The 25,880-nt window shown below is 44.6% G+C and carries 25 protein-coding genes; 21 read left to right on the forward strand and 4 right to left on the reverse strand.

Annotated features, from left to right (window positions below):
• Window positions 1-13: 13 nt before the first annotated feature.
• The 4 genes from J4N39_RS16265 (at window position 14) to J4N39_RS16280 (ending at window position 4,386) form a co-directional block, all read left to right on the forward strand.
• On the forward strand, window positions 14-388 hold the full coding sequence (locus J4N39_RS16265; RefSeq protein WP_252025855.1) for a hypothetical protein: 375 nt from the start codon (window positions 14-16) through the stop codon (window positions 386-388).
• A gap of 281 nt (window positions 389-669) precedes the next feature.
• The gene (ahpC, locus tag J4N39_RS16270; protein WP_252025857.1) at window positions 670-1,227 is read left to right on the forward strand and encodes an alkyl hydroperoxide reductase subunit C; all 558 of its coding nucleotides are present in this window, start codon (window positions 670-672) and stop codon (window positions 1,225-1,227) included.
• Window positions 1,228-1,447: 220 nt separating this feature from the next.
• On the forward strand, window positions 1,448-3,049 hold the full coding sequence (gene ahpF / locus J4N39_RS16275) for an alkyl hydroperoxide reductase subunit F (RefSeq protein ID WP_252025859.1): 1,602 nt from the start codon (window positions 1,448-1,450) through the stop codon (window positions 3,047-3,049).
• Window positions 3,050-3,210: 161 nt separating this feature from the next.
• Entirely contained in the window at window positions 3,211-4,386 is a 1,176-nt protein-coding gene (locus J4N39_RS16280; RefSeq protein WP_252025861.1) for a nucleotide sugar dehydrogenase, read from the forward strand.
• On the opposite strand, the gene J4N39_RS16285 is transcribed toward J4N39_RS16280, so the two are convergent.
• Window positions 4,383-5,477, reverse strand: a complete 1,095-nt coding sequence (locus J4N39_RS16285) for a GGDEF domain-containing protein (RefSeq protein ID WP_252025863.1) — start codon at window positions 5,475-5,477, stop codon at window positions 4,383-4,385. The two genes, J4N39_RS16280 and J4N39_RS16285, sit on opposite strands and share 4 nt — an antisense overlap.
• 3 nt (window positions 5,478-5,480) lie before the next feature.
• The gene (locus J4N39_RS16290) at window positions 5,481-5,981 is read right to left on the reverse strand and encodes a putative pterin-binding protein (protein ID WP_252025865.1); all 501 of its coding nucleotides are present in this window, start codon (window positions 5,979-5,981) and stop codon (window positions 5,481-5,483) included.
• A 502-nt stretch (window positions 5,982-6,483) separates the two neighbouring features.
• Between J4N39_RS16290 and J4N39_RS16295 the strand changes: the two genes are divergently transcribed.
• From J4N39_RS16295 to J4N39_RS16365, 15 genes are all read left to right on the forward strand, one after another.
• Complete coding sequence (locus J4N39_RS16295) at window positions 6,484-7,665, forward strand: O-antigen ligase family protein (RefSeq protein ID WP_252025867.1); 1,182 nt, start codon at window positions 6,484-6,486, stop codon at window positions 7,663-7,665.
• 9 nt (window positions 7,666-7,674) lie between these two features.
• On the forward strand, window positions 7,675-8,277 hold the full coding sequence (locus tag J4N39_RS16300) for a TadE/TadG family type IV pilus assembly protein (RefSeq protein ID WP_252025869.1): 603 nt from the start codon (window positions 7,675-7,677) through the stop codon (window positions 8,275-8,277).
• A complete protein-coding gene (gene tadF, locus J4N39_RS16305; RefSeq protein WP_252025871.1) occupies window positions 8,264-8,782 on the forward strand; it encodes a tight adherence pilus pseudopilin TadF in 519 nt (172 codons plus the stop codon). The genes J4N39_RS16300 and tadF overlap by 14 nt, the downstream gene beginning before the upstream one ends.
• A 3-nt stretch (window positions 8,783-8,785) precedes the next feature.
• Window positions 8,786-10,426 carry a pilus assembly protein TadG-related protein gene (locus J4N39_RS16310; RefSeq protein ID WP_252025873.1) on the forward strand — a complete coding sequence of 547 codons (1,641 nt, stop codon included), beginning with the start codon at window positions 8,786-8,788 and terminating at the stop codon, window positions 10,424-10,426.
• Between the two features lie 341 nt (window positions 10,427-10,767).
• Complete coding sequence (locus J4N39_RS16315; protein ID WP_252025875.1) at window positions 10,768-10,959, forward strand: Flp family type IVb pilin; 192 nt, start codon at window positions 10,768-10,770, stop codon at window positions 10,957-10,959.
• 3 nt (window positions 10,960-10,962) lie between these two features.
• The gene (locus tag J4N39_RS16320) at window positions 10,963-11,424 is read left to right on the forward strand and encodes an A24 family peptidase (protein WP_252025877.1); all 462 of its coding nucleotides are present in this window, start codon (window positions 10,963-10,965) and stop codon (window positions 11,422-11,424) included.
• Window positions 11,421-12,218: a Flp pilus assembly protein CpaB gene (cpaB, locus tag J4N39_RS16325; protein ID WP_252025879.1), complete on the forward strand. Its 798-nt coding sequence runs from the start codon at window positions 11,421-11,423 to the stop codon at window positions 12,216-12,218. The genes J4N39_RS16320 and cpaB overlap by 4 nt, the downstream gene beginning before the upstream one ends.
• A gap of 10 nt (window positions 12,219-12,228) precedes the next feature.
• Window positions 12,229-13,557 carry a type II and III secretion system protein family protein gene (locus J4N39_RS16330; RefSeq protein ID WP_252025881.1) on the forward strand — a complete coding sequence of 443 codons (1,329 nt, stop codon included), beginning with the start codon at window positions 12,229-12,231 and terminating at the stop codon, window positions 13,555-13,557.
• Window positions 13,554-14,075, forward strand: coding sequence for a hypothetical protein (locus J4N39_RS16335; RefSeq protein WP_252025883.1), 522 nt, complete (start codon window positions 13,554-13,556; stop codon window positions 14,073-14,075). Before J4N39_RS16330 ends, J4N39_RS16335 begins: the two co-directional genes overlap by 4 nt.
• A 3-nt stretch (window positions 14,076-14,078) precedes the next feature.
• The gene (locus J4N39_RS16340; RefSeq protein ID WP_252025885.1) at window positions 14,079-15,344 is read left to right on the forward strand and encodes a CpaE/TadZ family protein; all 1,266 of its coding nucleotides are present in this window, start codon (window positions 14,079-14,081) and stop codon (window positions 15,342-15,344) included.
• A gap of 13 nt (window positions 15,345-15,357) precedes the next feature.
• Complete coding sequence (locus J4N39_RS16345; protein WP_252025887.1) at window positions 15,358-16,626, forward strand: TadA family conjugal transfer-associated ATPase; 1,269 nt, start codon at window positions 15,358-15,360, stop codon at window positions 16,624-16,626.
• Window positions 16,623-17,543: a type II secretion system F family protein gene (locus J4N39_RS16350; protein ID WP_252025889.1), complete on the forward strand. Its 921-nt coding sequence runs from the start codon at window positions 16,623-16,625 to the stop codon at window positions 17,541-17,543. Before J4N39_RS16345 ends, J4N39_RS16350 begins: the two co-directional genes overlap by 4 nt.
• Complete coding sequence (locus J4N39_RS16355) at window positions 17,543-18,403, forward strand: type II secretion system F family protein (RefSeq protein ID WP_252025891.1); 861 nt, start codon at window positions 17,543-17,545, stop codon at window positions 18,401-18,403. The genes J4N39_RS16350 and J4N39_RS16355 overlap by 1 nt, the downstream gene beginning before the upstream one ends.
• Window positions 18,400-19,152 (forward strand): tetratricopeptide repeat protein, encoded by a 753-nt coding sequence (locus tag J4N39_RS16360; protein ID WP_252025893.1) that lies wholly within the window; start codon window positions 18,400-18,402, stop codon window positions 19,150-19,152. The genes J4N39_RS16355 and J4N39_RS16360 overlap by 4 nt, the downstream gene beginning before the upstream one ends.
• Window positions 19,152-19,793: an OmpA family protein gene (locus J4N39_RS16365; RefSeq protein ID WP_252025895.1), complete on the forward strand. Its 642-nt coding sequence runs from the start codon at window positions 19,152-19,154 to the stop codon at window positions 19,791-19,793. The genes J4N39_RS16360 and J4N39_RS16365 overlap by 1 nt, the downstream gene beginning before the upstream one ends.
• A gap of 127 nt (window positions 19,794-19,920) precedes the next feature.
• Here the strand turns inward: J4N39_RS16365 and J4N39_RS16370 are convergent, their stop codons facing one another.
• Together J4N39_RS16370 and gltS are read right to left on the reverse strand one after the other, a co-directional pair.
• On the reverse strand, window positions 19,921-20,259 hold the full coding sequence (locus tag J4N39_RS16370) for a DUF3316 domain-containing protein (protein ID WP_252025897.1): 339 nt from the start codon (window positions 20,257-20,259) through the stop codon (window positions 19,921-19,923).
• Window positions 20,260-20,398: 139 nt separating this feature from the next.
• The gene (gltS, locus tag J4N39_RS16375; RefSeq protein ID WP_252025899.1) at window positions 20,399-21,625 is read right to left on the reverse strand and encodes a sodium/glutamate symporter; all 1,227 of its coding nucleotides are present in this window, start codon (window positions 21,623-21,625) and stop codon (window positions 20,399-20,401) included.
• A gap of 515 nt (window positions 21,626-22,140) precedes the next feature.
• On the opposite strand from gltS, the gene J4N39_RS16380 reads away from it, so the two are divergent.
• Both J4N39_RS16380 and J4N39_RS16385 read left to right on the forward strand, forming a co-directional pair.
• Entirely contained in the window at window positions 22,141-23,802 is a 1,662-nt protein-coding gene (locus J4N39_RS16380) for a methyl-accepting chemotaxis protein (protein WP_252025901.1), read from the forward strand.
• Between the two features lie 270 nt (window positions 23,803-24,072).
• Entirely contained in the window at window positions 24,073-25,746 is a 1,674-nt protein-coding gene (locus tag J4N39_RS16385) for a methyl-accepting chemotaxis protein (RefSeq protein WP_252025903.1), read from the forward strand.
• Window positions 25,747-25,880 lie beyond the last annotated feature (134 nt).

Genomic DNA, 25,880 nt, shown 5'->3' on the forward strand with positions numbered 1-25,880 from the left:
AGTATGCCAAGCTATGTCAGGTAAGCAGACATTGTATGCAGACTACTTTCGTACCCAAGAACAATTCCTTGCCACTAAACAAGCTTATGGTTTTGAGTCTGAAATCGTCTCTCGATACATTAATTCCGCCGTTATGCTCAGCGATTTTCACCAGCAACAGAGCCCAGAAGATTGTCGATTACTTAGCGAACTGTTTTTACGACAGGTTTATTTCCACTTATTGGAGGCCATTTCTTGCAAGCAACGAAGTGCGGCGTTTCGTCGTGTCTGCTTTGAATCTATCTATGTTCCTCTGCTCAACCTTAAGCGATTTTATGATGAGATAGAAAATGGCGAGTTGAGATTTGTTCAGCTAAAGCAAGAATTGCAGTTCGTACAAGTACCCTAACGTCCAAAAACAAGTGCAATAGATTTGTCCAATGAAAAAGCACCTTTTATGTAAGGTGCTTTTTTGTGCTTGGTGCAAAGCTATTGAGCTTAACTTATTGTTTTTAATGGATTATTGGTTGATAGGTAAAAGCCACACTTTTTGATAGGAATAGGCTATTGAATCGATAGATCCTAACGTTTTTTCAATGAGTTAGGTTTGGGGCAATATAAACACATCAACGCAGACAAGCGATTAAACAAACACTTTCAATCAGTTATAAGACAATAGAGAGCAAAGTCATGATCAACACTCAAATCAAACCATTTAGCGCAACAGCATACAAGAACGGCGAATTCGTAGACATCACAGAGCAAGACGTTCTAGGCAAGTGGGCAGTTTTTTTCTTCTACCCAGCTGACTTCACTTTCGTATGTCCTACTGAGCTTGGCGATGTTGCTGACAAGTACGAAGAGCTTCAGTCTCGTGGCGTAGAAGTTTACTCAGTATCTACAGATACTCACTTCACTCACAAAGCGTGGCACGACAGCTCAGACACTATCGGCAAAATCAACTACTTCATGGTAGGCGACCAAACAGGCAACATCACTAACAACTTTAACGTGATGCGTGAAGGTCAAGGCCTTGCAGACCGCGCAACATTCCTTGTAGACCCAGAAGGTACTATCCAAGCAATGGAAATCACTGCAGAAGGTATTGGCCGTGACGCTGAAGACCTACTTCGTAAAGTAAAAGCTGCGCAATACGTAGCGGCTAACCCAGGCGAAGTTTGCCCAGCAAAATGGAAAGAAGGTGAAGAGACACTAGCACCATCACTAGACCTAGTTGGCAAAATCTAATCTAGGCAACCGAATAAGGCGACTGGCGCAGAGGGGCTGTGCCAGAAGTCTTTCCCCCTCGCTCTCCGTTTCAACGAGCGAGGGGGAACCCCAGCACATTGATGAGAACATTCGCAGGCAAGGCATTAACCATCACTGCCTACCAATGTTTTTACGAATTAACGTTTTTACGAATTAACGTTTTTACGAATTTGAATTAGAGAAGAAAGCAGGTATCACTATGTTAGACCAAGCAATGAAACAACAACTTAAAGCCTACTTAGAAAACCTTAAAACCGACGTGAACCTAGTGCTTAGCCTAGACGGTAGTGATACAGCCACTAAGCTACAAGCGCTTGCAGATGACATCGCTTCACTAAGCAGCAAGATCATCGTTGAGCGTGATGATAACGCAAGCGCTCGTCGCCCTATCATGCAAGTCGTGAACGCTGAGAAAGGGTCTGCGATTGGGTTTGCTGGACTGCCTATGGGCCATGAGTTCACATCACTGGTACTCGCACTGCTGCATTCAGGTGGCCACCCGATCAAACTAGAGCAAGAAGTGATTGAGCAAATTGCTGAGCTGGACAGTGACTTGAACGTTGAGATCTTCATCTCATTGTCGTGCCAAAACTGTCCTGAGGTGGTTCAAGCATTCAACATGATGTCTGCGATTAACCCGAAAGTGAAAACAACCATGATCGATGGCGCAGCGTTCCAAGACGAAGTGAAGCAGCGTGATATCATGGCGGTTCCTAGCGTGTTCATTAACGGTGAGCTATTTGGCCAAGGCCGTATGTCTCTTGCTGAGATTTTGAACAAAGTAGACAGTGGCGCTGCAGAAAAGAAAGCCGCTAGCCTAAATGAAAAAGCACCATACGATGTATTGGTTGTAGGTGGTGGTCCTTCAGGTTCATCTGCTGCAATCTACGCTGCACGTAAAGGTATTCGTACTGGTATTGTTGCTGAGCGTTTCGGCGGTCAAGTGATGGACACTATGGCTATTGAGAACTTTATCTCAGTGAAAGCGACCACGGGTCCTAAGCTGGTGGCTAGCCTTGAAGAGCATGTAAAAGAGTACGGTGTAGATATCATCACAGAACAGCGCGCAGCGAACATCATTGGTGCTGAAAAAACCGAAGATGGTTACATCCATGTTGAGCTAGAAAGTGGCGCAGTATTAAAAGCTCGCAGCGTGATCACAAGTACTGGTGCTCGCTGGCGTGAAATGAACGTCCCAGGTGAGAACGAGTACCGCAACAAAGGCGTAGCTTACTGCCCACACTGTGATGGTCCTTTGTTTAAAGGTAAACGTACAGCAGTCATCGGTGGTGGTAACTCAGGTATTGAAGCAGCTATCGACCTATCTGGTATTGTTGAGCACGTAACCGTATTGGAATTTGCAGATACGCTACGCGCAGACCAAGTATTGATCGACAAAGCGAACAGCACGCCAAACATTGAGATCATCACAATGGCGCAAACCACTCAAGTGCTTGGTGATGGTAACCGTGTCACAGGTCTTGAGTACAAAGACCGCAATAGTGATGAAATCAAGCAAATTGACTTGGCAGGTATCTTTGTTCAAATCGGTCTAATGCCAAACAGCGAATGGCTGAAAGATACAGGTGTGAATCTATCCCCACGTGGTGAAATTGAAGTGAACCCTGACGGTAGTACTAGCCTAAGTGGTGTGTTTGCAGCGGGTGATGTAACAACCGTTCCATACAAGCAAATTATCATCGCAATGGGTGAAGGTGCAAAAGCAAGCCTAGGTGCATTTGATTACTTGATTCGTAACCCTGCACCGAATGCAGAGCGAGCTGAGGAAACAACGGCTTAATCTCATCGGTAAAATTGGATAGTCCAAGGTAAGCCCAATATTGTGGAAACAGTATTGGGCTTTTTGCTTCATCCAAACTTCACCCAAGGTTTAAATAATCTTCATATCCGGTTTCTAGATTGGTTTTAGCGTCAACGTCAGTGTAGATAGCAAGGGATGATATGAAAATTGCAGTAGTAGGGACCGGATACGTTGGGCTATCAAACGCAATGTTACTTGCCCAACATAGCCAAGTGGTAGCGCTTGATATTGCATTAGATCGAGTGCAAATGCTCAATGACCGCCTTTCTCCAATAAGAGATATGGAGATAGAGTCGTTTTTAAAATCAGACCGACTTCAGTTTGAAGCCACGATGGATAAATACCACGCCTACCAAGGGGCAGACTATGTGGTGGTGGCAACCCCAACGGATTACGATCCGGTGACCAATCATTTTGATACCAGCTCTGTAGAGCTTGTGATCCGAGAAGTAAACCAAATCAACCCTAATACCACCATAGTGATTAAATCTACCGTTCCTGTTGGTTTTACAAAGCGATTGTGCCAACAACATGGTTATACCAATGTGTTGTTCTCGCCTGAGTTTTTGCGAGAGGGTAGGGCCCTTTATGACAATCTCTACCCTTCGAGAATCATAATTGGTGAAAGCAGCGCACGAGCGACAAGGTTTGCTCAACTCTTGCTAAAAGGTACCAAAGTAGATAGCGCCGATGAGGTGCCTGTCCTCTTAACCGATTCTACCGAAGCAGAAGCGGTTAAGCTGTTTGCGAACACCTATTTGGCGATGCGTGTTGCCTATTTCAATGAGTTGGACTCTTTTGCCGAGACACATGGACTTAGCTCAAAGCAGATAATCCAAGGGGTAGGGCTAGATCCACGAATCGGTGATCACTACAACAACCCATCCTTTGGTTATGGGGGATATTGTCTACCCAAAGATACCAAACAGCTGTTGGCTAATTATCAAGATGTGCCTAATAACCTTATCAAGGCGATTGTGGCAGCAAACCGTACCCGCAAAGACTATATTGCGCAGTGCATTTTGGCTAAATCCCCAAAAGTGGTTGGCGTTTATCGACTTATCATGAAAGCGGGGTCGGACAATTTCAGAGCCTCCAGTATTCAGGGCATCATGAAACGCCTCAAAGGTCGGGGGATCGAAGTGATAGTTTACGAGCCAGTGTTGGATCAGCCTGAGTTTTTCAACTCTTTGGTTGTCAAAGACCTAGACTCTTTTAAGCACCAGTCTGATGTCATTATCTCAAATCGAATGGTTGATGAGCTGTTGGACGTGAAGGATAAGGTTTACACACGTGATTTGTTTGGTTCGGATTAAACCATTCGTTCAAGTCGAATTACCGTATAGGGTTTATGCCCACCTTGCTTGGTTTGTTGTAGGGCTTGATATCCTGCATCGAGTATTTTGTCGCTGCTGCGAGCGTTCTCCGCTCCCATAACGATGCCGCAAAAAGCCCGTATTGGGTAGCGGTGCCCTCTGACCACAACACGTACTGACATTAACTCAATTAGCTCATTCGCCAACTCAGTATTATCGGGGGTGTTTTGCGTCACCATTGCAATCTGATTGGCCTCGATGTGAGCAAACATCTTAACGTTGGCTCGGGGTGTCGCCTGTTCTGTTTGCATAATGGCTTTATTGAGTTCTTTGATAAACAGTGGGTGGCCGTGTTTCAGTCGCAATGCGTCAAACCCGTCCAGTTCTAGGTAAATCAAAGCGAAGGGTTCTCCCATTTCGATTTTTTTATCTAGATAGGATCTGATCGAGTTACGATTCGCCAGCTTAGTTTGCGAATCAATAAGACTGAAACGGTGTAACTTAGTTTGATTGCGAATGCCGCTAATGAGTAATAGCAATGAGATGCAAAGCGCTGTAGCCAGTGCATAAGACATAAGCTCAATAGAGTGAGAAAGTTGCTCGTCTCGTTGATAATTGTAATTGGCTATCCTCTGAAACTCGTCATTATAAATAACATTGAGCACCTCATTAGCATTGGGCTTATTGGCTACGTATTGAGCGTAGTTTTCTGCGTTAAAGCGACCAAGTGTTGGATCTATCGACTCAAAGTTGGCAAAGACTTGTCGTAGAGCGAGTTCATTTTTTTTGTTCTCAAGCAGCTCTTCGTAACCTGCACCATCTAACAAGATGTCGAAGGCGGACCAAGAGAGGTCATAAGCCTGTACCAACTCATCATAACTGACCTTGCCTTCTAGGTATCGGGTTGCTGTAAAGGAGAACAACTGGTGCATAAGCAACAGCTGCACGGCTCCACGACCACTAAAAAACCCATTCTCTTCGACTAGCTTAGAAGAGCGTTTGATGAGGTCAATGCTAATTGAGCTGCAAACGATAATGACGATTGCTGCTAAAGTCATGATAATAATTCGAGCCCAAGCATACTTTTTCATCACCTAAGGCTCCTTGGTCATGACCTCGATTTCATAGAGTTGCCAAACCATGTAGTCATTAAAAATATGCGCTTTAAGTTCCTCATATTCGTCTATCGGGAACATTATCCAGTAAGGGCCACGTTTGCGCACCGACATCTCTTTTCCATCCATTTTCCAAGCAACAATCGGCTGATAATCGATGATTTTTGAGTAACTGGCACTGGCTTGGTACTGGTCGAGAGCCCTAAGCATCAACCAATCCCCTTTAGGCTGTGCCAAAGCCAATACGTCTTTTAGTAGCGGCCCTTGAAAACGAACCATGCCTTGAGTCCATGGTGTATTGGTGTCAATAACGACTTGATCAAGTCGCTTTATTTGCTCAAGCGAAACTTCAACTTCACTACCTACATTCCCCTTGATAACTAAAGACTTTTTAGCATGAGCTGTGGCAAATACGCTGTTCAGGCCAAATAGTAGAAAAATAGATAGAGCTAATACTCTAATTAAGCGTTTTGTATTCATTTTCCACCTATGTTACTTCGAATAGATAGCTATACAGATAGCGAACTCGCAAGCCAGTGCATTTTTTAGAGTATAGATAGCGATTTGAGCTTTGCCATAAAGTAATCAAGCAGTTATTGACAAAATAGTGACTATATTCAATGTCAAATAATTGTCAGATGTGGTGCTGACATTTGGTGTGATCTTGTTCAATGTAATACTTTTATGTACGATTTCGAACTAAAGTCAATTATAGCTCGAATTTATGAATTCCCTACGAAACTCTACCTATACAAACTATCGCGAACCTTTGTCGTTAAACGCCAAGGGAGTAGATTGGCAGGGGGCGTTATTTAGCCTAGTTAGCGTTGCGCTGATCTTGTTTAGCTTTAATGTGTTTCGTGGCCAAATAAATACTTTTGTGCTTTTTGACAGCAAGCGCATCTTTGTATGTGCATTTATTTGTTTGACAAGCATGCTGGTCATTTTCAACCGTACTATCAGAAGTCAATGCATCCACAATTTGACGCGTTTGAACCGAGTCACGACACTCGCTCTGCTGACTTTGTGTGTTTGCATGCTGGTCGCTAATTCTTTAAGTGAACAGATTGTCGCAGGTTACTTGCAGCATTTTTATTTATTGGGACTGTTATTCGTCAGCTGCGCTTTAGGGGGCTGGTTAGCTAACAATAAATTGCGCCTATTTCGCTTGTTGGCGCTGGTTAATATCCTACTGTTTTTCAGTGTTGCTACCATGATGTGGCTGGCCGTGATGTTCGATAAGCCGATCACCATTTTTACTCAGCTCAGCTTTGCCAACCCTAGGTTTTTGAATCATTTACAAGCGTGGGTTGCGATCCCTGTGGGTTATTTTGCTGTGGTTGCAATAAGGCGTCAGCGTAGTGTTTTTGTTACACGGCTTGCCTTGGTTATTCTGTTTGCGACGGCTTTTGCTACCGATGCCAGAGGTGCACTGTTATCTATAGTATGCGGCTTCTTCATTATGGCAATAGCTGACAAAGCCAATCGAAAGTTGTGGTTTCAACTATTGTGGCAGTGCGCAGTTGTTGGATATGCGTTTAAATACTGTTTGATCGATCCGTTACCTAAGCTGTTATTGAGTTCCAGCTCAGACTTCCTTCCTCAAGTAAGAACGACATCTTCTTCGCGAATCACCAATTGGCTTGAGATCTTGCACAACACGCGTTGGTACGGTTGGGGCTCTGACCAGTACGCATGTGATGGCGGGCAATTTGCAGGAACACACAACTCTTTTTTAACCGTGCTCTACCAATGGGGTGTCGTAGCATTGCTAGCCTATCTCGCTTTAATCGGAGTCTTAGTAAAAGCCTTATTCTCCACTCCACATCGGGTAACGCGTGTGCTGGCGGGGGCTTTGGTAACGGCGGTTATCTATAGCTTTTTTACTGGACTGATGATCACCCCTCTTAGCCAGATGATTGGTGCATTGGTGTTAGGCACATTTTGGTCTTTGCGCATACAGGGTAAGACCAAAGTGAACATGGGCTCCATTTCACCAAAAAAGAATGCGTTGATAGTGGCATTGATGATCGGAGTGATTGGCGCTGTGAGTTATCGAGTTGCACTGCGTATCGAAAATTACCCGATGGTTGAGCCTGACTATAGTCATCGACCTCAGTTTTGGGTGGGTTACAACTGCCTAACTCAACCTCAACAGCCGTAAAGGTCAGTTATGAAATATCTATTGAAGAAAAAGCAAACCGGGGTGTTTGCCATCGAATTTGCGCTTGGGTTTCTGGTGTTGTTTATGTTCACCATGCTGATTTTTGAAACCTGCCGACTTACTTACATCTGCGCAGTGCTTGACTATACCACCGCCGAAGCAGCCCGAGATGCAAGGGTTCAGCTTGATAGCAATCCTGATTTCGATTTGTATAAGTCCGATCTTTTTGTGTGTGAAGACCACGATCTGTCACCTACTGATTTAAAGCAGTGCCAGATGATCAAATCATTCAAAGGTGATGAGTATCAGGTTTGGTTTTATAGTTTTCTGTTGAACAACGGTGGCAAACTTTGGGAAGTGATGACTGCAAAAAATGACTTTGCAGTAACAGCAAAACACTACAAGACACTCACTGATTTAGAGCGAGACCGTCCAACGAACTCAAGGGCTGCCAAAGATCGTAAGAATTGGCAGGATAACGGTTTTTCATTGTTTGAAGTGAATTACACCTACCAACCAATATTTTTTAAAGCTAAGTGGTCATCTGTATTGATAAAACGAAGCGTTCTGATCATTGATGAGTTCGAGAGGCACACCCATGCAAATAAATAAGAACCGTGGGGTTTTCTCAATTGAAATGGCATTTGTTCTGATTGGCATGTCAGCCTGTTTATATTTCTGTTTTGATTTGGGTTATCAACAGATTAGAAAAAGCCAGCTTGAAAGAGTTTCTTATTCCTTGGTCAGTGTATTAAAAGAAAGAACTCTGTTCTATCAGCAGAAACAACCTGTTGATGGCAAGCAAGTTGCTCAACTGCATAAAATCGCTGCCAGATTACTTAATACTTCTCCAGAACGTGTAGCCATCAACGTAGATTACCGTATCGGAAAAACACAGCGTATTAACCAAAGCCAACGTCATGGGTTTACGTGTGAATCTCAAGGTAAATTGAATCAAAAATTCGATGTAGCGTTAGAGAAAACAGGGGAGTTTGCACCTGTGTATCAAGTGACCGTTTGTCAAAAGATACCTGCATGGTTTGAAAGAGTCATTGGTAAAGACATTGATAACGATGAACGAGTGATTAAAGCTCAGTCAACTTTCATGGGGCGCTAATTTATGAAGTTTGTATCGAAGCAACAGGGCGCTGCGGCGATTTGGTTTATTTTCTTGATTGGAGCCATTATGTCGCTCGGCGCCTTAGCTATTGAAGGTTCAAGGTACATTGGCAAAAAAGCAAGACTAGGTGATGCGCTTGAAGCGGCGGCGATTGCTGTGGGTTCTAATGACCGTGTTATGCAAGATTTCAAAGCCAATGTTGCACCGAGTGGTGTTAAATACAGCGCAAATCAAGTCGCAAAAACATGGATTCATCATTACATCAATGATGAAGTTGATATCGATCTTAGAAGTATTAAACGTAAAGACGTATCGAAGTTGATTGGCAAAAACTACCTAGTGACACCATATAAGCTGGAATATTTCCGTTACGATATTGATGCCGTTACTAAGCACAACTCTTGGTTCAATTTTTCGAGTTGGGCTAGTTTTGACAGTCAAGTTAAGGTGGCTAACAAAGGTGTTTCAGGAAGAATCAAAGGGGGACACGAGCCGGCCGACGTAGTTTTTGTAGCCGACTTTTCTGGGTCGATGAATGGCCGTTCTAAAGGAAAAGTGAAAATAAAAGCACTGCAAGAAGCAATTAGATATGTAAGTGAAACACTTTATGGAGTCAACGATAATTCTACCTTTGGCTTCATTCCTTTCTCAAAGCGAATTGTTATTAAACGAGATGATAGCTATTACTGCGCCTCTCCTCTTTTAGCAAAAAAAGGGAGTGACGCAGAAACTATCCGAAACCTACCTAGGTTTAGTGAGTTAATGCGTGGGAAAAAGAATAGTGATACTTGGAGCAACACTTCCCGTAAAGAAATCTACAAGTCTTATAAGTTTAACCACCGCCAAGAAGGAATGGCAGAATACTATGTTAATTGGTTAAAAGGGCGATCTGGTCATTATGCTAATAGCGAATGGAGTGAAGAGTGGTGGAAGTACATGAATGTACTAAGAGCCGACTATCCGGTTTCTTACATGAGCTATGACTATATTTATGGAAAGGATGACTGGGGTTGGGATAAGAGCGTTCGAGTCGATTTTGATGACCATGTCGATATAAAAAGAAGCGCTAGAGAAATCACGATTAAAGATAAGCCAATGTTTGGCTTGCCAATGCCTTATGGTGGAAAATTCTCTGATGGCAAGCCCAAGTTCGGGACTTATTGTACAGGGTGGAGTAGCAAGAATAAGGCTCCTAAATTCTACAATATTGAGCGAAAAACTTATTCGGACAAAAATGATTTAGAAAATAGCTTATTGAAACCTGTAGACAAAATGTCAGCAGGTGGTGGTACAGATATGTACCAAGGACTATTAGCAGCCCCACACCAGTTTTATGGGGCGAAACAAAAGAATCGATATATTATTGTCTTGTCTGATGGTGCTGAAAATGTAGACACTTTCCAAAGACTGGTAAATGCAGGTATGTGTGACGAAATTCGACATAAACTAACACACCCTGCTTATGGAGCAGACTATAACTTTAAGATGTTTGTTGTTGGTATTGGATTTAACCCAAGTAACAAAGCCTATAATAAATGTTTCGGGCGTGAAAATATTCACCCTGTGTATGATATGGATAAGCTAAAAGACAGGATACTTAGTCTGATCACTGATGATATAGGCCATAACTTCAACCGTTAGCCTTAGATTGCCAAGCGCCCGCTACTGAGTGGGCGTCTTCGATCTTACAGGCTATGTTTCTCATTAAACCTTGGCTATTCGCTAAGGGTCTGTATTCATTTCGATAAAACCGAGCTCTTTCTAACTATCAGTTTTATAAGGACTAAAGTCTAGAGTTAAACATCTAACGTCTTGATTTTGTTAACAGTGTCAGAACTTTGTCAGGACTGTAAAATTGACGCCTTTCAAGGTTGTCATACGATATCGAATCTATACAATGGCACCCAACGTAAACGACGCAACAAATGATTTGTCCTTTTCACTTTTTGCGTTGCTAATCCACTCGAGATAAGAGAAAAAACATGAAAAACCTAATCAAAGATTTCATCAAAAACGAAGACGGTGTAACAGCGATCGAATACGCAGTAATTGGTGTAGCTATGGCTGCGGGCTTAGCAGTTGCAATCGGTAGTACTAAAGGCACCGGTTCAGGCCTAGTTGGTGCTATCAACAGTGCTTTTACAAAAATTTCTAACTCATTGAAATCAGCGTAATTAATGAGCTTGATTTTAATATCAATATTGACCGCAATAGCGGTCAATATTTGCATTTCAGACTGGAAAGAAAGACGCATCAGCAATCAGTTGGTTGGTCTTAACTTTGCAGTCTGTTTTATTTTGGCGCTGTTGCTTGATTATTCAACGATCTGGCAAGGTTTAACGCTTGCTTTAATTACTTTTGTTGTTGGTCTGTTTTTATTTCGCTTCAAGGTGTTTGGAGCGGGAGATATTAAATTGCTCATGGGCTACTCGCTTTGTTTTAATTTCTCGCTGGCATTAGACAACCTGATTGGTTTTCTATTGGTTGGTGGAGTTGTTGTCATGGTGCAGTTTGGTTGGGCATATTTAACCGCAGGTTATAAAGAGTTAAAAGAGCGTGGCGTGCCTTACGGCATTGCTATCGCAAGCGTCAGCACATTCAACATTATTGCTCTAGTTCTGGACCCAGCACGCATATGAGACAACGAATTACCCATCTTTTTGCCATCTTAGCGCTGGCTGTTGGTGTTTATGGCATCTTTAATGAAGTTTTTGCGACCAAGCCTGAAGCGGACAACATCACTCAGGTCGAGCCTCAAGAGACTAAGCTGCGTATTTGGGTTGCCAACCAAAGCATTCGCAAAGGCGATAACTTCGACCCAGAGCAGTTAGATGCCCAAATGCGCCTAGAAAGCGAAGTGGGTTACGCACTGCTAGACCTGCCATATAGCAAAGGTGCGGTCTTTCGTCATGGTATCCGTGCTGGAGAAGTCTTGACGGCGGATGACCTGATTACACCGGAAGACCCAGATTACGTTGAAACCATCATTAAGCCCGGAATGGTGCCTTACCCATTGGCGATGGCGAGCCGACATATCGTAGCGGCAGGCGTTAAAGCTGGAGACTACATTGATATTTTGTCATTGACCTCGTTACAACAAAACATGGCGCAACGTGACAGCTTAGAATCTCCACGAGCTGCAAATGTTGACGTAAAACCTCTTCTAAACCGAGTGCGTGTGCTAGCAGTACAAGGTAAAACTTATGACGACCAAGAGCTTAGTCACTATAGCGTTGATGAAACTTCAACCTTAGTCACCTTGGTACTAGAGATCCCTCACGACTTTATCAGTCGTATGACGCTGGCAAGACGTTTATCAGCGCTTGAGATATACAAATCTCGCAATCAGACCCAACTTCCACAAGCGCAGACTAAGGATATTCTGCCAGGTTATCAGGGAATTGTTGAACTGCGCGGCTCTCGCCGCGGATAAGGTGTTCTCAATGAAAAAAATGCTCAACTTTTTGCCACTTTTGATGGCACTTGTCGCAGCACCTTTGTCCGCTGCAAATATGACGCTTGCTGAAGGTGATGCTACCAGTATCACAACCCAGCAAGAGATTGGCACCATCTTTGTCTCAGCACCCGATATTGCTGACTACCAAATACTTGATAGCAATAAGTTTGTGATCTTTGGTAAAGAACGTGGTGAAACCCGTGTCATGGTGTTTGATAAAGACAATCGTGAACTGCTCAACCGTAAAGTGATTGTTGTTCGTGATGTCAGTCTAGTGAATCGCCAGCTAAAGCTTCATTACCCAGATCTAAAAGTAAAGGTTGATGCGGTGGATGAGCAAGTATTGGTTCAAGGCGAGATAATCAACCAGACTCAGCACCAAGAAGTGATCAAACTCATTGGTGAGCTACTTAAACTACCGAAGAAAGAGATCAAAACGAGTGGCGGTTCAGGTAATAGCGGCAGATCCAACAACTCAGGCGGAGGTGGCAGCGTAAAAGCACACTTCACTAAAAAATACGAATTTGATGGTCTAGTGGATAAGCTAAAAGTGGCAACGGCCGATCAGATTAACGTTAAGCTTTCCATCGCAGAAGTGAGCCGTACGCTTAACGAAGAGCTTGGCTTCAAATGGGGTACGGATGGTGCAGGTCAATTCATTCTTGAAGATTTTACCGCTAAGCAATTAAGCACCATGATCACTGCGATCGGCGATAACTCTTTAGGCCAACTTCTTGCTGAACCAAACCTGTCAGTGATCTCTGGAGAGTCAGCAAACTTCCTTGTGGGTGGTGAGTTACCAGTCGTGACCTCTAGCTCCAATGGCTCTTCTGTGAGCTACAAAGAATACGGTATCAAACTTGCGTTTGCGGCAAAAACTCTAGAGAGCGGCCGTATCCGTCTGAAACTTAAACCAGAAGTGAGCTCAGTCGATAAAACCTATTCTGGTGACAACAATTTCATGCCTGCAATTCGTACCCGTAAAGCAGAGACTACGCTTGAGCTTAAAGATGGTGAAAGCTTTGTTATCGGTGGCTTGATGAGCTCTGAAGAGGTTGAAGGCCTTTCCAAAATCCCAGGTGCTGGCGATATCCCGGTATTGGGTGCTCTGTTCCGAAACTCGGCAACTAAACGTGAGAAACGCGAGCTTATCATCGTCGCCACGGTAAATCGTGTTAAGCCACAGCACGCTTCCGAGATTCAGCTACCGAGCATGCAGCCAACCAGCACGTTTAAGCGCCTGTTTGGTCTTTCAGAGACACCAAAGTATCAAGTGACGTATGACTTACTTAACCACGGAGGCTTTAAAAAATGATTAATGCATGGACAAAATCCTCAGTGGTTATCTTAAGTGTGCTGCTTAGTGTAACAGGTTGTACTAATCAACCTGTTACAGGCACTGAAGCCGTATTGGTTCCTGTGACCACTGAACTCAAGCTTGGCTACAAATCTCAAAAATCGACAGAGAAAAAGAAGCTAGATAAGAAAGCGGCCGAGTTCATTGTGGCACAAATGCACAGCCACGCTGAAAAGATCTACGTTACTGCGAATACTAAGCAGGGCCAACAACTCCAAGCCAAGCTCAAACAGGCTTTGGGAGAGTACGCCCCATGGATCGAATACAAAACCGAACTAAAAGCCCGAGCAACCAGCGATCTTGTTATCCGCTCTGAACGCACTCAAGTGATCATGCCACCGTGTGAAGCGTTAGGGGCTTACAACACTTGGTCGATGCAAGACGGTTGTTTTGTCGACCGCGCGCGTAACAAATCATTAGCGACACCTTCTACGTTAAAGCCTGTGGTGTCTGAGCTTTCCATTCTAGAGGACTAACCGATGTTAGATTTAACAGAAGCGTTGAAAGCCACGGAGGCACTGTCAGAAACTAAGGAAGGTTTAAATTCAGTTTTATTCCACCAATCAGGCCATTGTCGAGATCTGGTGAGCGAAGTATTCAGTTTCGATTCGTTAGGAACGCCAGATTTAATGGAGATGAAACCATCCGTCTGGGAAGATTTCTTCGCTAAGAATATTGTTCGCTTAGATTTGGTGTTAATCGAACTGACCGATTGTGATGATGTGATCGCTAAGATCACCGAACTTGCTCCTCAAATTCCAAACACGGCCTCAGTGGTAGTGATTGGCAAAGAAGATGCGATCTCGACTATCCGTTCGCTTAAAGAAATGGGCTTTTACTACGTGTTTTGGCCGGTGGTCAAAGCAGAACTGAGTGATTTCTTGCGCCATGTAGTGAAAAACCACCACGGTGGTAAAGGTCTAGGTAAAGAGCGTAAAGCGAAACGTATTGCGGTAGTTGGCGCAAAAGGTGGCGTTGGCTGCTCATTGATCGCCTGTGAACTGGCGAGTTTCTTACAAAAAGAGACTCACGCAAAAGTGATGCTGGTGGATCATAACTACAGCGATTCTAACCTTGATGTGTTACTCGGGATTGATGCCTTCGATAAGCTCGATCTAAATAAGTCTTCGGTGCAAATCACGCAACTGGATGAAGACTCAGCCCAAAGCTTGCTGCAAAAAGTGTGCGATAACGTTGCACTACTGGCGGTAGATGGCCTTAAAGCGCCAATCGATGAGTGTAACAAACAGACCGATGCCATGGTTTCTTTGCTGCTTCGTCGCTACAACTTAGTGGTTGAAGATTTCTCATGCTCGCGCGAGTTCCCACTCGACTACATGGCGTTTTGTGAAAACTATGACTCAGTGGTGGTGGTGACTGATTCCACCGTCTCTTCGGTTCGATCAGCAAAACGCATTATGCATAACTTAGATGTTGCAGCTCGCAACAGCTTAAAAACACCGCGTTCAATTGTGGTACTTAACCAGCACCGCACCTATCGTGACGGCGTGCTCTATGCCAAAGAGATTGAACAGCAGCTAAAACGCAAAGTGGATGTAGAAGTGGCGTATGAGAAAACCATTCCTACCGTACTGCTGTCAGGTAAACGCTTTACCGAACTTAACGGCCGCTTCTCTAGCAAGTTGCTGGAGCTAACAGGGCAGGTACTAGGTCGAGTGATCAAGAAAAAGCGTAACCCGATTGCAGAAGTGATCACTTCTGTAAAAATGTCTCTTGGCAAATAAGCGAGTCTGATCAATGAGTGCAGCAAAATCTCTCTATCTGGACATTCGTACCCGTATTTACGAAGCGCTAGATACCACAGCGGTAGAAAATGCGAATAAGGATCAGCTTCGCAATCAGTTAACCAATGGCGTGGACATGCTGGTCGAGCAAATGGAGCAACCCGTTCCAGCAATCATGCGTCGCCAGTTCGTCTCTAACCTCATCGATGAGCTTACAGGTCTTGGTCCATTGCAATCGCTGATGGATGACGAAGATATCACCGACATCATGGTTAACGGTCCTGATGCGGTTTTTGTTGAGCGCCACGGTTTGGTTGAAAAGTCTGATGTCTCCTTTGTTGATGATAATCAGCTTCGTCAAATCGCCCAGCGAATCGTATCTCGCGTGGGCCGACGTGTGGACGAAGCGACGCCGCTAGCCGATGCGCGTTTAGAAGATGGCAGCCGTGTTAACGTGGTGATCAGCCCAATCAGTATTGATGGCACTGCGATTTCGATTCGTAAGTTCAAAAAGCAGTCTATTGGCTTACCTGAATTGGTTGAATTTGGGGCGATGAGCCCGCAAATGGCGAAAGTGCTGATGATTGCGGCTCGTTGCCGTTGCAACATTTTGATCTCTGGTGGTACAGGTTCGGGTAAGACGACTTTGCTTAACGGCTTATCGCAATTTATCTCTGAAAAAGAGCGAATTCTGACCATTGAAGATGCAGCGGAACTAAAACTTCAGCAGCCACATGTACTACGACTTGAAACTCGTGTTGCAGGCACAGAAGGTACCGGACAAATCAACCAGCGCGATTTGGTGATAAACGCCCTACGTATGCGCCCTGACCGAATAGTGATTGGTGAGTGTCGTGGCCCAGAAGCATTTGAAATGCTTCAAGCAATGAACACTGGCCACGATGGCTCAATGTCGACACTGCATGCCAACACCCCTCGCGATGCACTGGCTCGTGTAGAGAGCATGATCATGATGGCTAATTTAAGCCTGCCACTGGAAGCGATTCGTCGCACCATTGTTAGCGCAGTGAACATAGTGATTCAGGCTAACCGTCTGCATGACGGCTCGCGTAAAGTGACCTCTATTTCAGAAGTGGTTGGGCTTGAAGGCGAAAACGTCGTGCTGGAAGAGATCTTCCGATTCGAGCCAAATGAGCGTCAAGGTGAAGGCGATAAAATTGAAGGTCGCTTTATCACACCAGGTCTTATGCAACGTTCTGAGCTGGCGAAAAAAGCGCGCTTCTTTGGTTTGTATGAAGAACTGATGGCGGCGTTCCGATGAGTCTCTATTTCTACCTGTTGTTGATAGGCGGCGTTGCCTTCTTTTATAGCAATGGACTGAAAAAACAAAAGACTAAGTTGCTGGCGAAAGATTCTCACACCAGTGATGGCGAAGATGAGCTTAACTTGGTGAACCTATCTTCTTTGAAAGGTGAATCGCTTAAAGATAAGGTCCTGATCCGCTTTAATGGCGTTGCGACGCAGTTGGGCAAGAAGGGGTTGATACAGGCAGCTATTGGCATTGCTATCGTCAGTTTCTTGATGAGCTATGTGGTCGGGGTTTACCTTGCACTTGGCTTTGTCTCAGGGGTGGCGGCACTAACTATGACACCAGTGATTGCCTCAGTAATCTTGGTCAAAGTGTTGCTTAACCGTCGCCAAAAGAAATTCGAAGAGTCTTTTCCTGATGCCATTAACTTGATGACCAGTGCCGTGAGCTCTGGTGAGAGTGTGATGCAAGCGATTCAGTTTGTGGGAGATAAGCTCGATACCATCGTCGGCAAAGAGTTCAAATGGGTAGGTCAGCGTTTGCAAATCGGTGAGTCACCTGATGAGGTGTTTCGCCGCTCGTGTCAAAACTGCCCATACAAGAGTTACCGATTCTTTATCATCACTTTGCGCGCCAACATGATTCGTGGTGGTCAGTTAAAAGAGGTGATGACTCGCTTGAACCGAGTGCTTTTTGATGCTCGTTCGGTGGAGAAAAAGACTAACGCAATGACTTCAGAAGCTCGTTTGTCCGCCAAGATTGTAGGTGCCATACCATTCCTGTTCCTATTTGGCATGCAGTACATGAGCCCTGAAAACTTCCAGTTTGTGATTCATGATCCTGCTGGGCGAATGATCCTTTACTACTTGATCGGCAGTGAAGCGATAGGTATGGGCATTATTTGGTTCTTGATCCGAGGTATTCGCTAATGACATCTATGGTGATATCACTAATTACCTTCTTGCTCGGTGTGATTGCCTTTAGTTTGCTTCGCACTAACGCACAAGCCAAGCAGCGTTCTCGAATGCATAAGCTGCTGCAAACCGAGCAAGTCGAGTCGGAAGCGAGGAAAAAATTCCGTCTGGCGATGAAGAAAGTCAGCGCAGAGAACAAAGAAGAATTCGAACAAAAGCTAGAGCAAGCAGGTGTCTACAACAAAGGCCTAGCAATTTACTACTTGCCAGCCAAGTTCGGCACCATTTTTGTCACTTTAGGCGTTGCGGCTTTCTTGGTAATTACCCAAGACTGGCCGCTAGAAGATGTGATTCTTCCAGTGTTTGGTATTTTGGTCAGTGTCATTGTGTTGCCAGATATGATCTTAGCGTCAAAGAAAAAGGCAGTGGAAAGAAGTGTAGGCCGTGAAATTCCATACCTTATCGATCTCATGGCGGTATGTGTGCAAACCGGTATGACACTGGAGTCTGCGTTAGCTTATATTGCAGACGAGCTGCAAGGGTTCGACAAGCACTTGGCGTATCACATCAAGCGAACCGCCGAGCGTGCTCGACTCACTGGACTTGAGAATGCGTTGACCGAGCTTGCAGTTCGAATTAACACCCAAGAGGTGCGCAGTTTTACTTTTACTTTGCTGCAAAGCTTGCAGCACGGTAGTTCCATCTACCAAGTGTTGATCACCTTATCGAAAGATATTCGTGAAGTTCAAATGCTTGAAACGGAAGAGAAAATAGGTGCGCTATCTGCGAAGATGAGTGTGCCACTGATTATTTTTATTATGATGCCTATCGTGATTTTGATCATCGCACCGGGCGTAATGAGGCTAATGCAATGAGATTGATTCCCCTGTTACTGATTGCTCTATTGTCGGGGTGTAGCTCTGCACCAAAATCGACATTAAGCGAAGAACAGCGAATGGAAATCACTGAAAACTACCAAGGATTGCAAGAGAACTACCGTGAGCGTTTGCAGAAAAACCCAAACGATCACCTTGCTGGTGTGAAACTGGCGCAGACCTATTTTAAAGCGGGAGATCTAGAGGCGTCGAGCTACTACCTAGATCAGATCCCCGATGCGCAGTGCAGCGAAGTCGAAGGCTGCTGGTTAACCAAGGCAGAGATCGCCTACGCCAGCGATGATTTTGATAACGCCAAATACTACATCGACTACAGCCTAGCGGTGCAGAAAGACGTTTATGCGGTAAAAAACCTCTACGGCATCATCGTGGCAACAGAAGGCGATTTCGAGTTAGCAAAACGCTACTTCTTTGAGGCACGTCTTGGCTTCAATGACGAGAATGCCATTCGCAATAACCTAGCGATGACGGAAATGCTTGAAGGTAAGTATGCCGATGCCGCTGAACGTCTGATGGTGCTTTATACCCAAGGTAAGGCAGATGATACCGTGCGTGCTAACTTGATTGTCAGCTTGATGCGTTCTAACCAAGAGCACGTCGTTAAGCAAATGCTACTGCGAGAAATGGACGAAACTGAGGCGCTGCTGACTTTCGCTCAGCTGAAAGATGATTTACACAACTGGCCTGAAGAACAGGTCACTCTTAATAACACCCGCGAGGAAATATAATGACAAAATGGCTGTTAAGTGCCCTAGTAGTATTCTCTAGCGTCGCCAACGCAGAGCAGAGCTTACTCCAGCAGATGTGTGAAACCACCGCATTTAACCAAGAGCTATCAGTGACTATGGCAACGCCAATCGTGATAGCCCATCATCGCAATGGCCGTATGGTTGCAGGTGAAGAGAATGATCAAATCGATGTGTCTAAGTTTGCTCCGCTGCTAGTGGGCGAGAATCAAATCTCTGACGACTGCTTAGCCTACCTACAGCACAAAAGTGTGTTGAAGGTGACCAAAAGCGACGCTCAGATCATTGATAAAACCGATCCTATTTTGGCACGAGTGTTTTTCGAGTTTGATCGCTCAAAGCTCAGTGATACGTCAGTACGAATTCTTGAGCATATTGCTAAGCAGCTAAAGGCGAGCCCAAACACTATCACGCTGGAAGGCCATACCGATGCAATGGGCAGCGAGACCTACAACATGGCGCTTGGCCTACGTCGTAGTAAAGAAGTTGAAGCGTTTCTAGTTGAGAAAGGGATTGACCCGCAGACAATGCTAGCAAGCTCGAAAGGTGAGTCACAGCCAGTTGCGGACAACACCACGAAAGAAGGGCGAGAGAAAAACCGCCGCGTAGAAATCAAGATCTAGTTCTACTCATCAAATTGAATCATGGCTTCTCTCAAAGTAGCCTAGCGGGCCTTCTGCTTAGCAGTAAGGCCCGCATTCTTTACTCTAAAATCATTGGCAGTGGTTTCGAGTAAACTCTTAAGATCTTTTATGAGTTATCACGCTGGTTGTAGTCGTAGTTTACTTCCAGTACCGCACGGTAACTGATTTCACCTTTGGCTTTCGCATAAGATTCTACCTGTACTTCCACATCTTTGATTTCGATGCTGTTGTATTCCACGTTGTCCGAAATAATTCGTAGATTACTCATTAACTGATTGTGAGACTGGTTTTTCAAGTTGTCGGCTAAATCAAAGCCAGCGTTGTAGGCTTGCTCTTGAGTCTTGTATCCATCAATACTTAATTCTGAGGTTGAACTTGTATGCAAGGTGGTAGCAAATGCACTGGTAGACATGATGGCTGCGATTGTTAGGGCTAACTTTTTCATAACTCTCTCCTTGGGGGCGTTTGGTGTTTACAGGAGTTATATTAGCGAGGCTTGGGTAAAGGTGGGGTTAGCGGAGCGTAAAGGAGAGTAAATGGAACGTAAAGAAAAGCGGCACCAGTGGCACCGCTTTGAAAATGCTTTACACAATAAAGGAGATGTAAGCTTGTAAGATGATCAGGTTTACGATGTCGATAAAGAAGGCTCCGACAATCGGCACCACCATGAAAGCTTGGGGAGAAGGACCAAATCTTGTGACCAAGGACCCCATGTTCATCACCGCCGTGGGTGTTGCGCCTAATCCAAAACCACAATGTCCGCCTGCGATGACCGCTGCATCGTAGTTTTTACCCATCGCTTTAAAAGTAATAAAGTAGCTAAATAGGCCCAGCACCACAGATTGCACTGTTAGAATAGCCAAGAACGGCAACGCCAAGTCAAAGATGTTCCATAGCTTTAGGCTCATGAGCGCCATGGATAAGAAAAGCGATAAAGAGACTGTGCCAAGCATATCGACAGTTTCAGTATCTAATTCACGAACCTTACTCACTTCCATCACATTGGTAATGAAAACACCAATAAACAGCGCATAGACAAAGTCAGGGATCTTCAGCCAGCTAATCTCAAAGCTGGCAACAAACGCTTCTAAGTAGCCTGCGCCTGTCACACAGATGAGTAAGACAAACAAGGTCTCAATCACTACTCGTGCAGTAACTTTCTCTTCTTCAAGTTCGTTATAGGTAACGACTTCTGGGAAACGTTCATGGGTGTGTGTCCCACAACCATATTCCGATTCGATGTTGTTCTTGGTGATCAAACGCTGTGCGACTGGGCTACCTATAATACCGCCAATGATCAAACCAAAAGTCGCTGACGCCATCGCAATTTCTAGTGTGTTGCTCATTCCGTAAGAGTCAGCAAAGGTTTGTGACCAAGCTGCCCCTGTTCCGTGACCACCTGATAGGGTGATTGAACCTGCAATCAGGCCCATCAGTGGGTCTAATCCCAACATTTGCGCCATGGAGACACCAACGCCATTTTGAATCACGATGTACAGTGAGGCGATAGCCAAGAACCAAAACACCTTTGCACCACCTTTAAGTAGCTGCTTGTAGTTTGCGGCCAATCCAACCGTACTGAAAAACATCAGCATAAATGTGTGTTGAAGCGGTAGTGAGAACTCTAAATCGATGTGGTTAAAGTGTAGCGCTGTGATGACTAGCGCGATGATGAGTCCACCAACGATGGGTTCTGGAATGTTATATCGTTTAAGTGCAGGAACCTTATTGTTCACTAAGTGGCCGATAAACAGCACGCTCATCGCAATGAGAAAAGATTCCAAAGTGCCAATTGAAATTGTCTCAATCATATAACCTCTGCTTAATTGCCGGGCTTTCCTCTCTAATATTTTGTCGAGAACAGTAAACCATTCTCAATTATAGGCGCTTCCTTTCGCAGGCAATGGTAAAAGACAAGCGCAAGAGGTTACTGATTGATAGCGGTTGCTTTGTTAGAGCAATGTCAGGGAAGTGGTTGATGTTTAATCATTTGAGCCGAATAGTAAAATAAAAGATCAGGTAAAACATAAGGTTATTCTTGAGCAGTCGGTTGCGTAACTTGGGGTGCTTTTTGGGCTAAATTAATTTTCCTAAGTGGGACAAACTGTTACAGATGTAACTATTTTAAAAACTAATTTATCAATCTTGTGATCATCCATGAGTGTTTTCTGATATTTGTAAATGGTCAGATTGACTTTTGACCAGTATAGACAACACTAAAATTAAGGTTTCTAAAGATACCAAGCTAATAAGAAAGAGAGAATTCTTCGCATTTAGGTTGAGCTGGCTAAACATTTTTGGACGACAAAATTTTTAAGGACGCTTTATGAATTTAACAATAAAAAGCCGCCTATACATTTTAGCAATTGCGCCGCTGGTAATTATCGCACTGAGTTTGATGTATTTGACCTACTCGGAGACTCACGAACTGAGTAACGAGCAGATGGAAGAGACACGTAGTTCGATGATGGATATGAAGCGGGCAGAGTTGAAATCGTATCTAGGCATTGCCAAAACCGCATTACTGCCATTAGAAAAACGCAATGCAACTCGTGAAGAAGCTTTGGAAGTGTTACGTGGGATTAAGTTTGGTGACAGCGGTTACTTTTTTGGTTATGACGCATCAGGCACTCGAGTGCTATTGGGTAGCAGTGATAAGGGCGTTGGCGATAATCACTGGACCTTACAAGATAAAAAAGGCAATTATTTCATCCAAGACCTAATCAATAACTCTCGCTCTGGTAAGTTCACTACCTATTATTTCCCAAAACCAGGTCAAACAGAAGCCTTGCCAAAGCTGAGCTTATCCACCTTCTTTCCACAGTGGGACCTAATGATAGGTACGGGCTTTTACACTGATGACGTAGATGCAACCATTATGCGTATGGAAGCACGTGTGGATGAAAATGTTAATAAAGGCATCATGCAGATTGCTGCCATTGGTGTGGTCATCGTGGCGATAGTAATGGTGTTTGCCATTATGGTTAATCGCAGTATCTTGGTTCCCCTTGCTAAATTTGACGATTCTATTCGTTCGTTTGCCAGTGGTGATGCAGACCTGACCGCCCGAATGGAGAAATTCAGCGTGCCAGAGTTTGCGAGTTTGGGCAGCAACTTCAATGCATTTGTGAAGTCACTACAGAAACTGATTGGCAGCGTTACTGAAGTAAGCCATGAAGTCGTGGGTGAAACTGACCTAATGTCCGGCCGAGCTTCACAGGTTGATCGACTTGCAGCAGGTCAGCGTGAAGAGACTGAGCAAGTGGCGACGGCCATGACAGAGATGACCACTACGGCAAATGATATCTCAAACAGTGCTAACCAAGCGGCGGAATCTGCAAAAACTGCAGATGACAATGCTCAACACGCTAATTCCATTGTTGTGGCTGCAGCTAAGTCTGTAGAAGCACTAGCAACTGAGATTGCAGAAGCGAACAAAGTTATCTCAGATTTAGAAGGTGACGTGCAAAATATCTCAACCTCACTCGGTGTGATCCAAGACATCGCTGAGCAAACCAACCTTCTGGCTCTTAACGCAGCGATTGAGGCGGCACGTGCTGGTGAGCAAGGCCGAGGCTTTGCCGTAGTTGCGGACGAAGTACGTAAACTGGCCAGTCGTACTCAAGAGAGTACTGGTGAGATTCACTCGATGATCGAGCAGCTTAAATCGGCTTCAGATGCGGCGGTGAGTGCGATGAGCTCAAGCCAAGATCGCAGTGTCAGCACGGTCGAAGAAGCCAACGCAGCGAGTGTTGCTTTGGAGCAAGTACAAGAGTCAATCCAGACAATTATGGATATGAATACCTTGATTGCGACGGCAACCGAAGAGCAGAGCTTAGTGGGCCAAGATATCTCCAAGCGTATCGTGGTGATTTCAGATCAAAGTGCGAGCTCTGCAGAGCTCGCAAACGAAAACAGAGCGGGTAGTTCTCATCTGAATTCGAAAGCAAATGAGCTCGCTAGTTTAGTTGGTCGATTCACTATCTAACCTAAATGGCTCCCTATACTACTTTATGGGGAGCCGATCTTTATTTTCCCCTCAGTAACTTACCTTCATCCGTTTATTTTCCAGGGTTAACGATTGTTATTTTCATTTTGGCTGTAGAGTTTATTAATGAGCTCATAAAATAATCTTTGACTTTCAGGTTAAGTGGACAACACTTGTTATATAAAAGTTAATAACACGAGCCAGAATAACCAAAACATTAGCGCTCAAACGTCAGTTGTTAGGTGGCCATAAACTATAGGACGCCAAACAATGAATGGATTAAAAACCCTGTCGATCAGAAGTCGACTCTACTTCCTATCCATCGTGCCTTTGCTTGTAATCGCATCAAGCTTGATGGTGCTCACTTCCGAAGAAACTCACGACCTCAACCACGAGCAAGCGGTTCAGATGCGTGCTGCAATGATGCAAATGAAAAAAGATGAACTGGTTTCTTACCTAAAGATCACTGAGTCCGCTCTCCAGCCTGTCATTGAGCAAAACGGTTCATTAGAAGATGCACTTAAAGTGCTGAGAAATATCGAATACGGTACGAGTGGGTATATCTTCGGCTATGACTCTAAAGGCGTTCGCCTTTTAATGGGTAGTAGCACCAAAGGATTAGGCGAAAGTTTTTGGAACCTAAAAGACTCTCAAGGTAACTTGCTGATCCAAGAGTTGGTTGAGAACGCCAAGAAAGGGGAGTTCACGACTTACTATTTCCCTAAACCCGGCCAGCAAGAAGCGCTACCTAAACTAAGCTACTCCCTGTTTTTCCCACAATGGGATTTGATGATAGGCACGGGGTTCTATACGGACGATGTCGATGCAGTGATTGCTGAAATGGAAGCGAAAGGGGATGCGAAGGTGACCAGTTCTATGATGAACATTGCTTTGATTGGTGCTGCTATCGTGATTGTAGCCACTTTCATGGCCATGTTAGTCAATCGCAGTATTTTAAATCCGCTGTCTATGTTTGACGAATCTATTAAGAAGTTTGCCAGTGGTGACGCTGATTTGACGGCACGCATGCCAAAGTTCAGCGTGCCGGAGTTTTCGGCGCTGTCAGGCAATTTCAACCGTTTTGTCGAAAGTCTGCAATCGATCGTGACTAATGTGACTCAGGTGAGCTCAGAGGTGGTCGAAGAAACGAATCAGATGAATCATCGAGCTGGACAAGTCGATGAGTTGGCTGCAGGTCAGCGAAGCGAAACCGAGCAAGTTGCGACTGCCATGACGCAAATGACGACCACAGCGAATGATATCTCTAACAACGCAAACCAAGCGGCGGAATCGGCGAAAGATGCTGATGATAATGCTAAGCATGCAAACACTATTGTGGTTGCAGCAGCGGACTCTGTGGTTGAATTGGCTACCGAAATAGCTAAAGCAAATGAAGTGATTTCCCAGCTCGAAGATGATGTGAAAAACATCTCCACTTCTCTTGAAGTGATTCAGGATATTGCCGAACAAACCAACCTATTAGCACTCAACGCTGCGATTGAAGCAGCGCGAGCGGGTGAACAAGGTAGAGGTTTTGCGGTGGTAGCGGATGAGGTGCGTAAACTTGCCAGCCGTACCCAGGATAGTACAGGTGAGATTCACAAGATGATTGAGCAGCTAAAATCTGCGTCAGATGCTGCGGTGAATGCAATGAGTTCAAGTCAAAGCCGCAGTCAGTCGACAGTCGATGAAGCTAAAGCTGCCAGTATTGCTTTGGAGCAAGTCCAAGAGCACATTAGCACTATCATGGATATGAACTCTTTGATTGCGACCGCCACTGAAGAGCAAAGTATTGTCGGGCAGGAGATCTCTCAACGTATTGTGGTGATTTCAGATCAAAGTGCTAGCTCGGCAGAGTTGGCTAATGAAAATAGAGCGGGTGGCCAATCGCTTAATCATAAGGCGACCGAACTTGCTCACTTAGTTGATCGATTTACGGTATAAATGCCGTGCGTCCATGCCCCGCGTCTTGTTTTTGCGGGGCTTTTTTCATTTCAGAAACAAATCTCTATCACAAGTCAGAGGTTTGCGAGTCACTTCTTAAGTTGAACAATTAGCTCCTATAAACTCGCATGTCA

The sequence above is a fragment of the Vibrio sp. SCSIO 43136 genome, from assembly GCF_023716565.1.
Classification (GTDB): domain Bacteria; phylum Pseudomonadota; class Gammaproteobacteria; order Enterobacterales; family Vibrionaceae; genus Vibrio.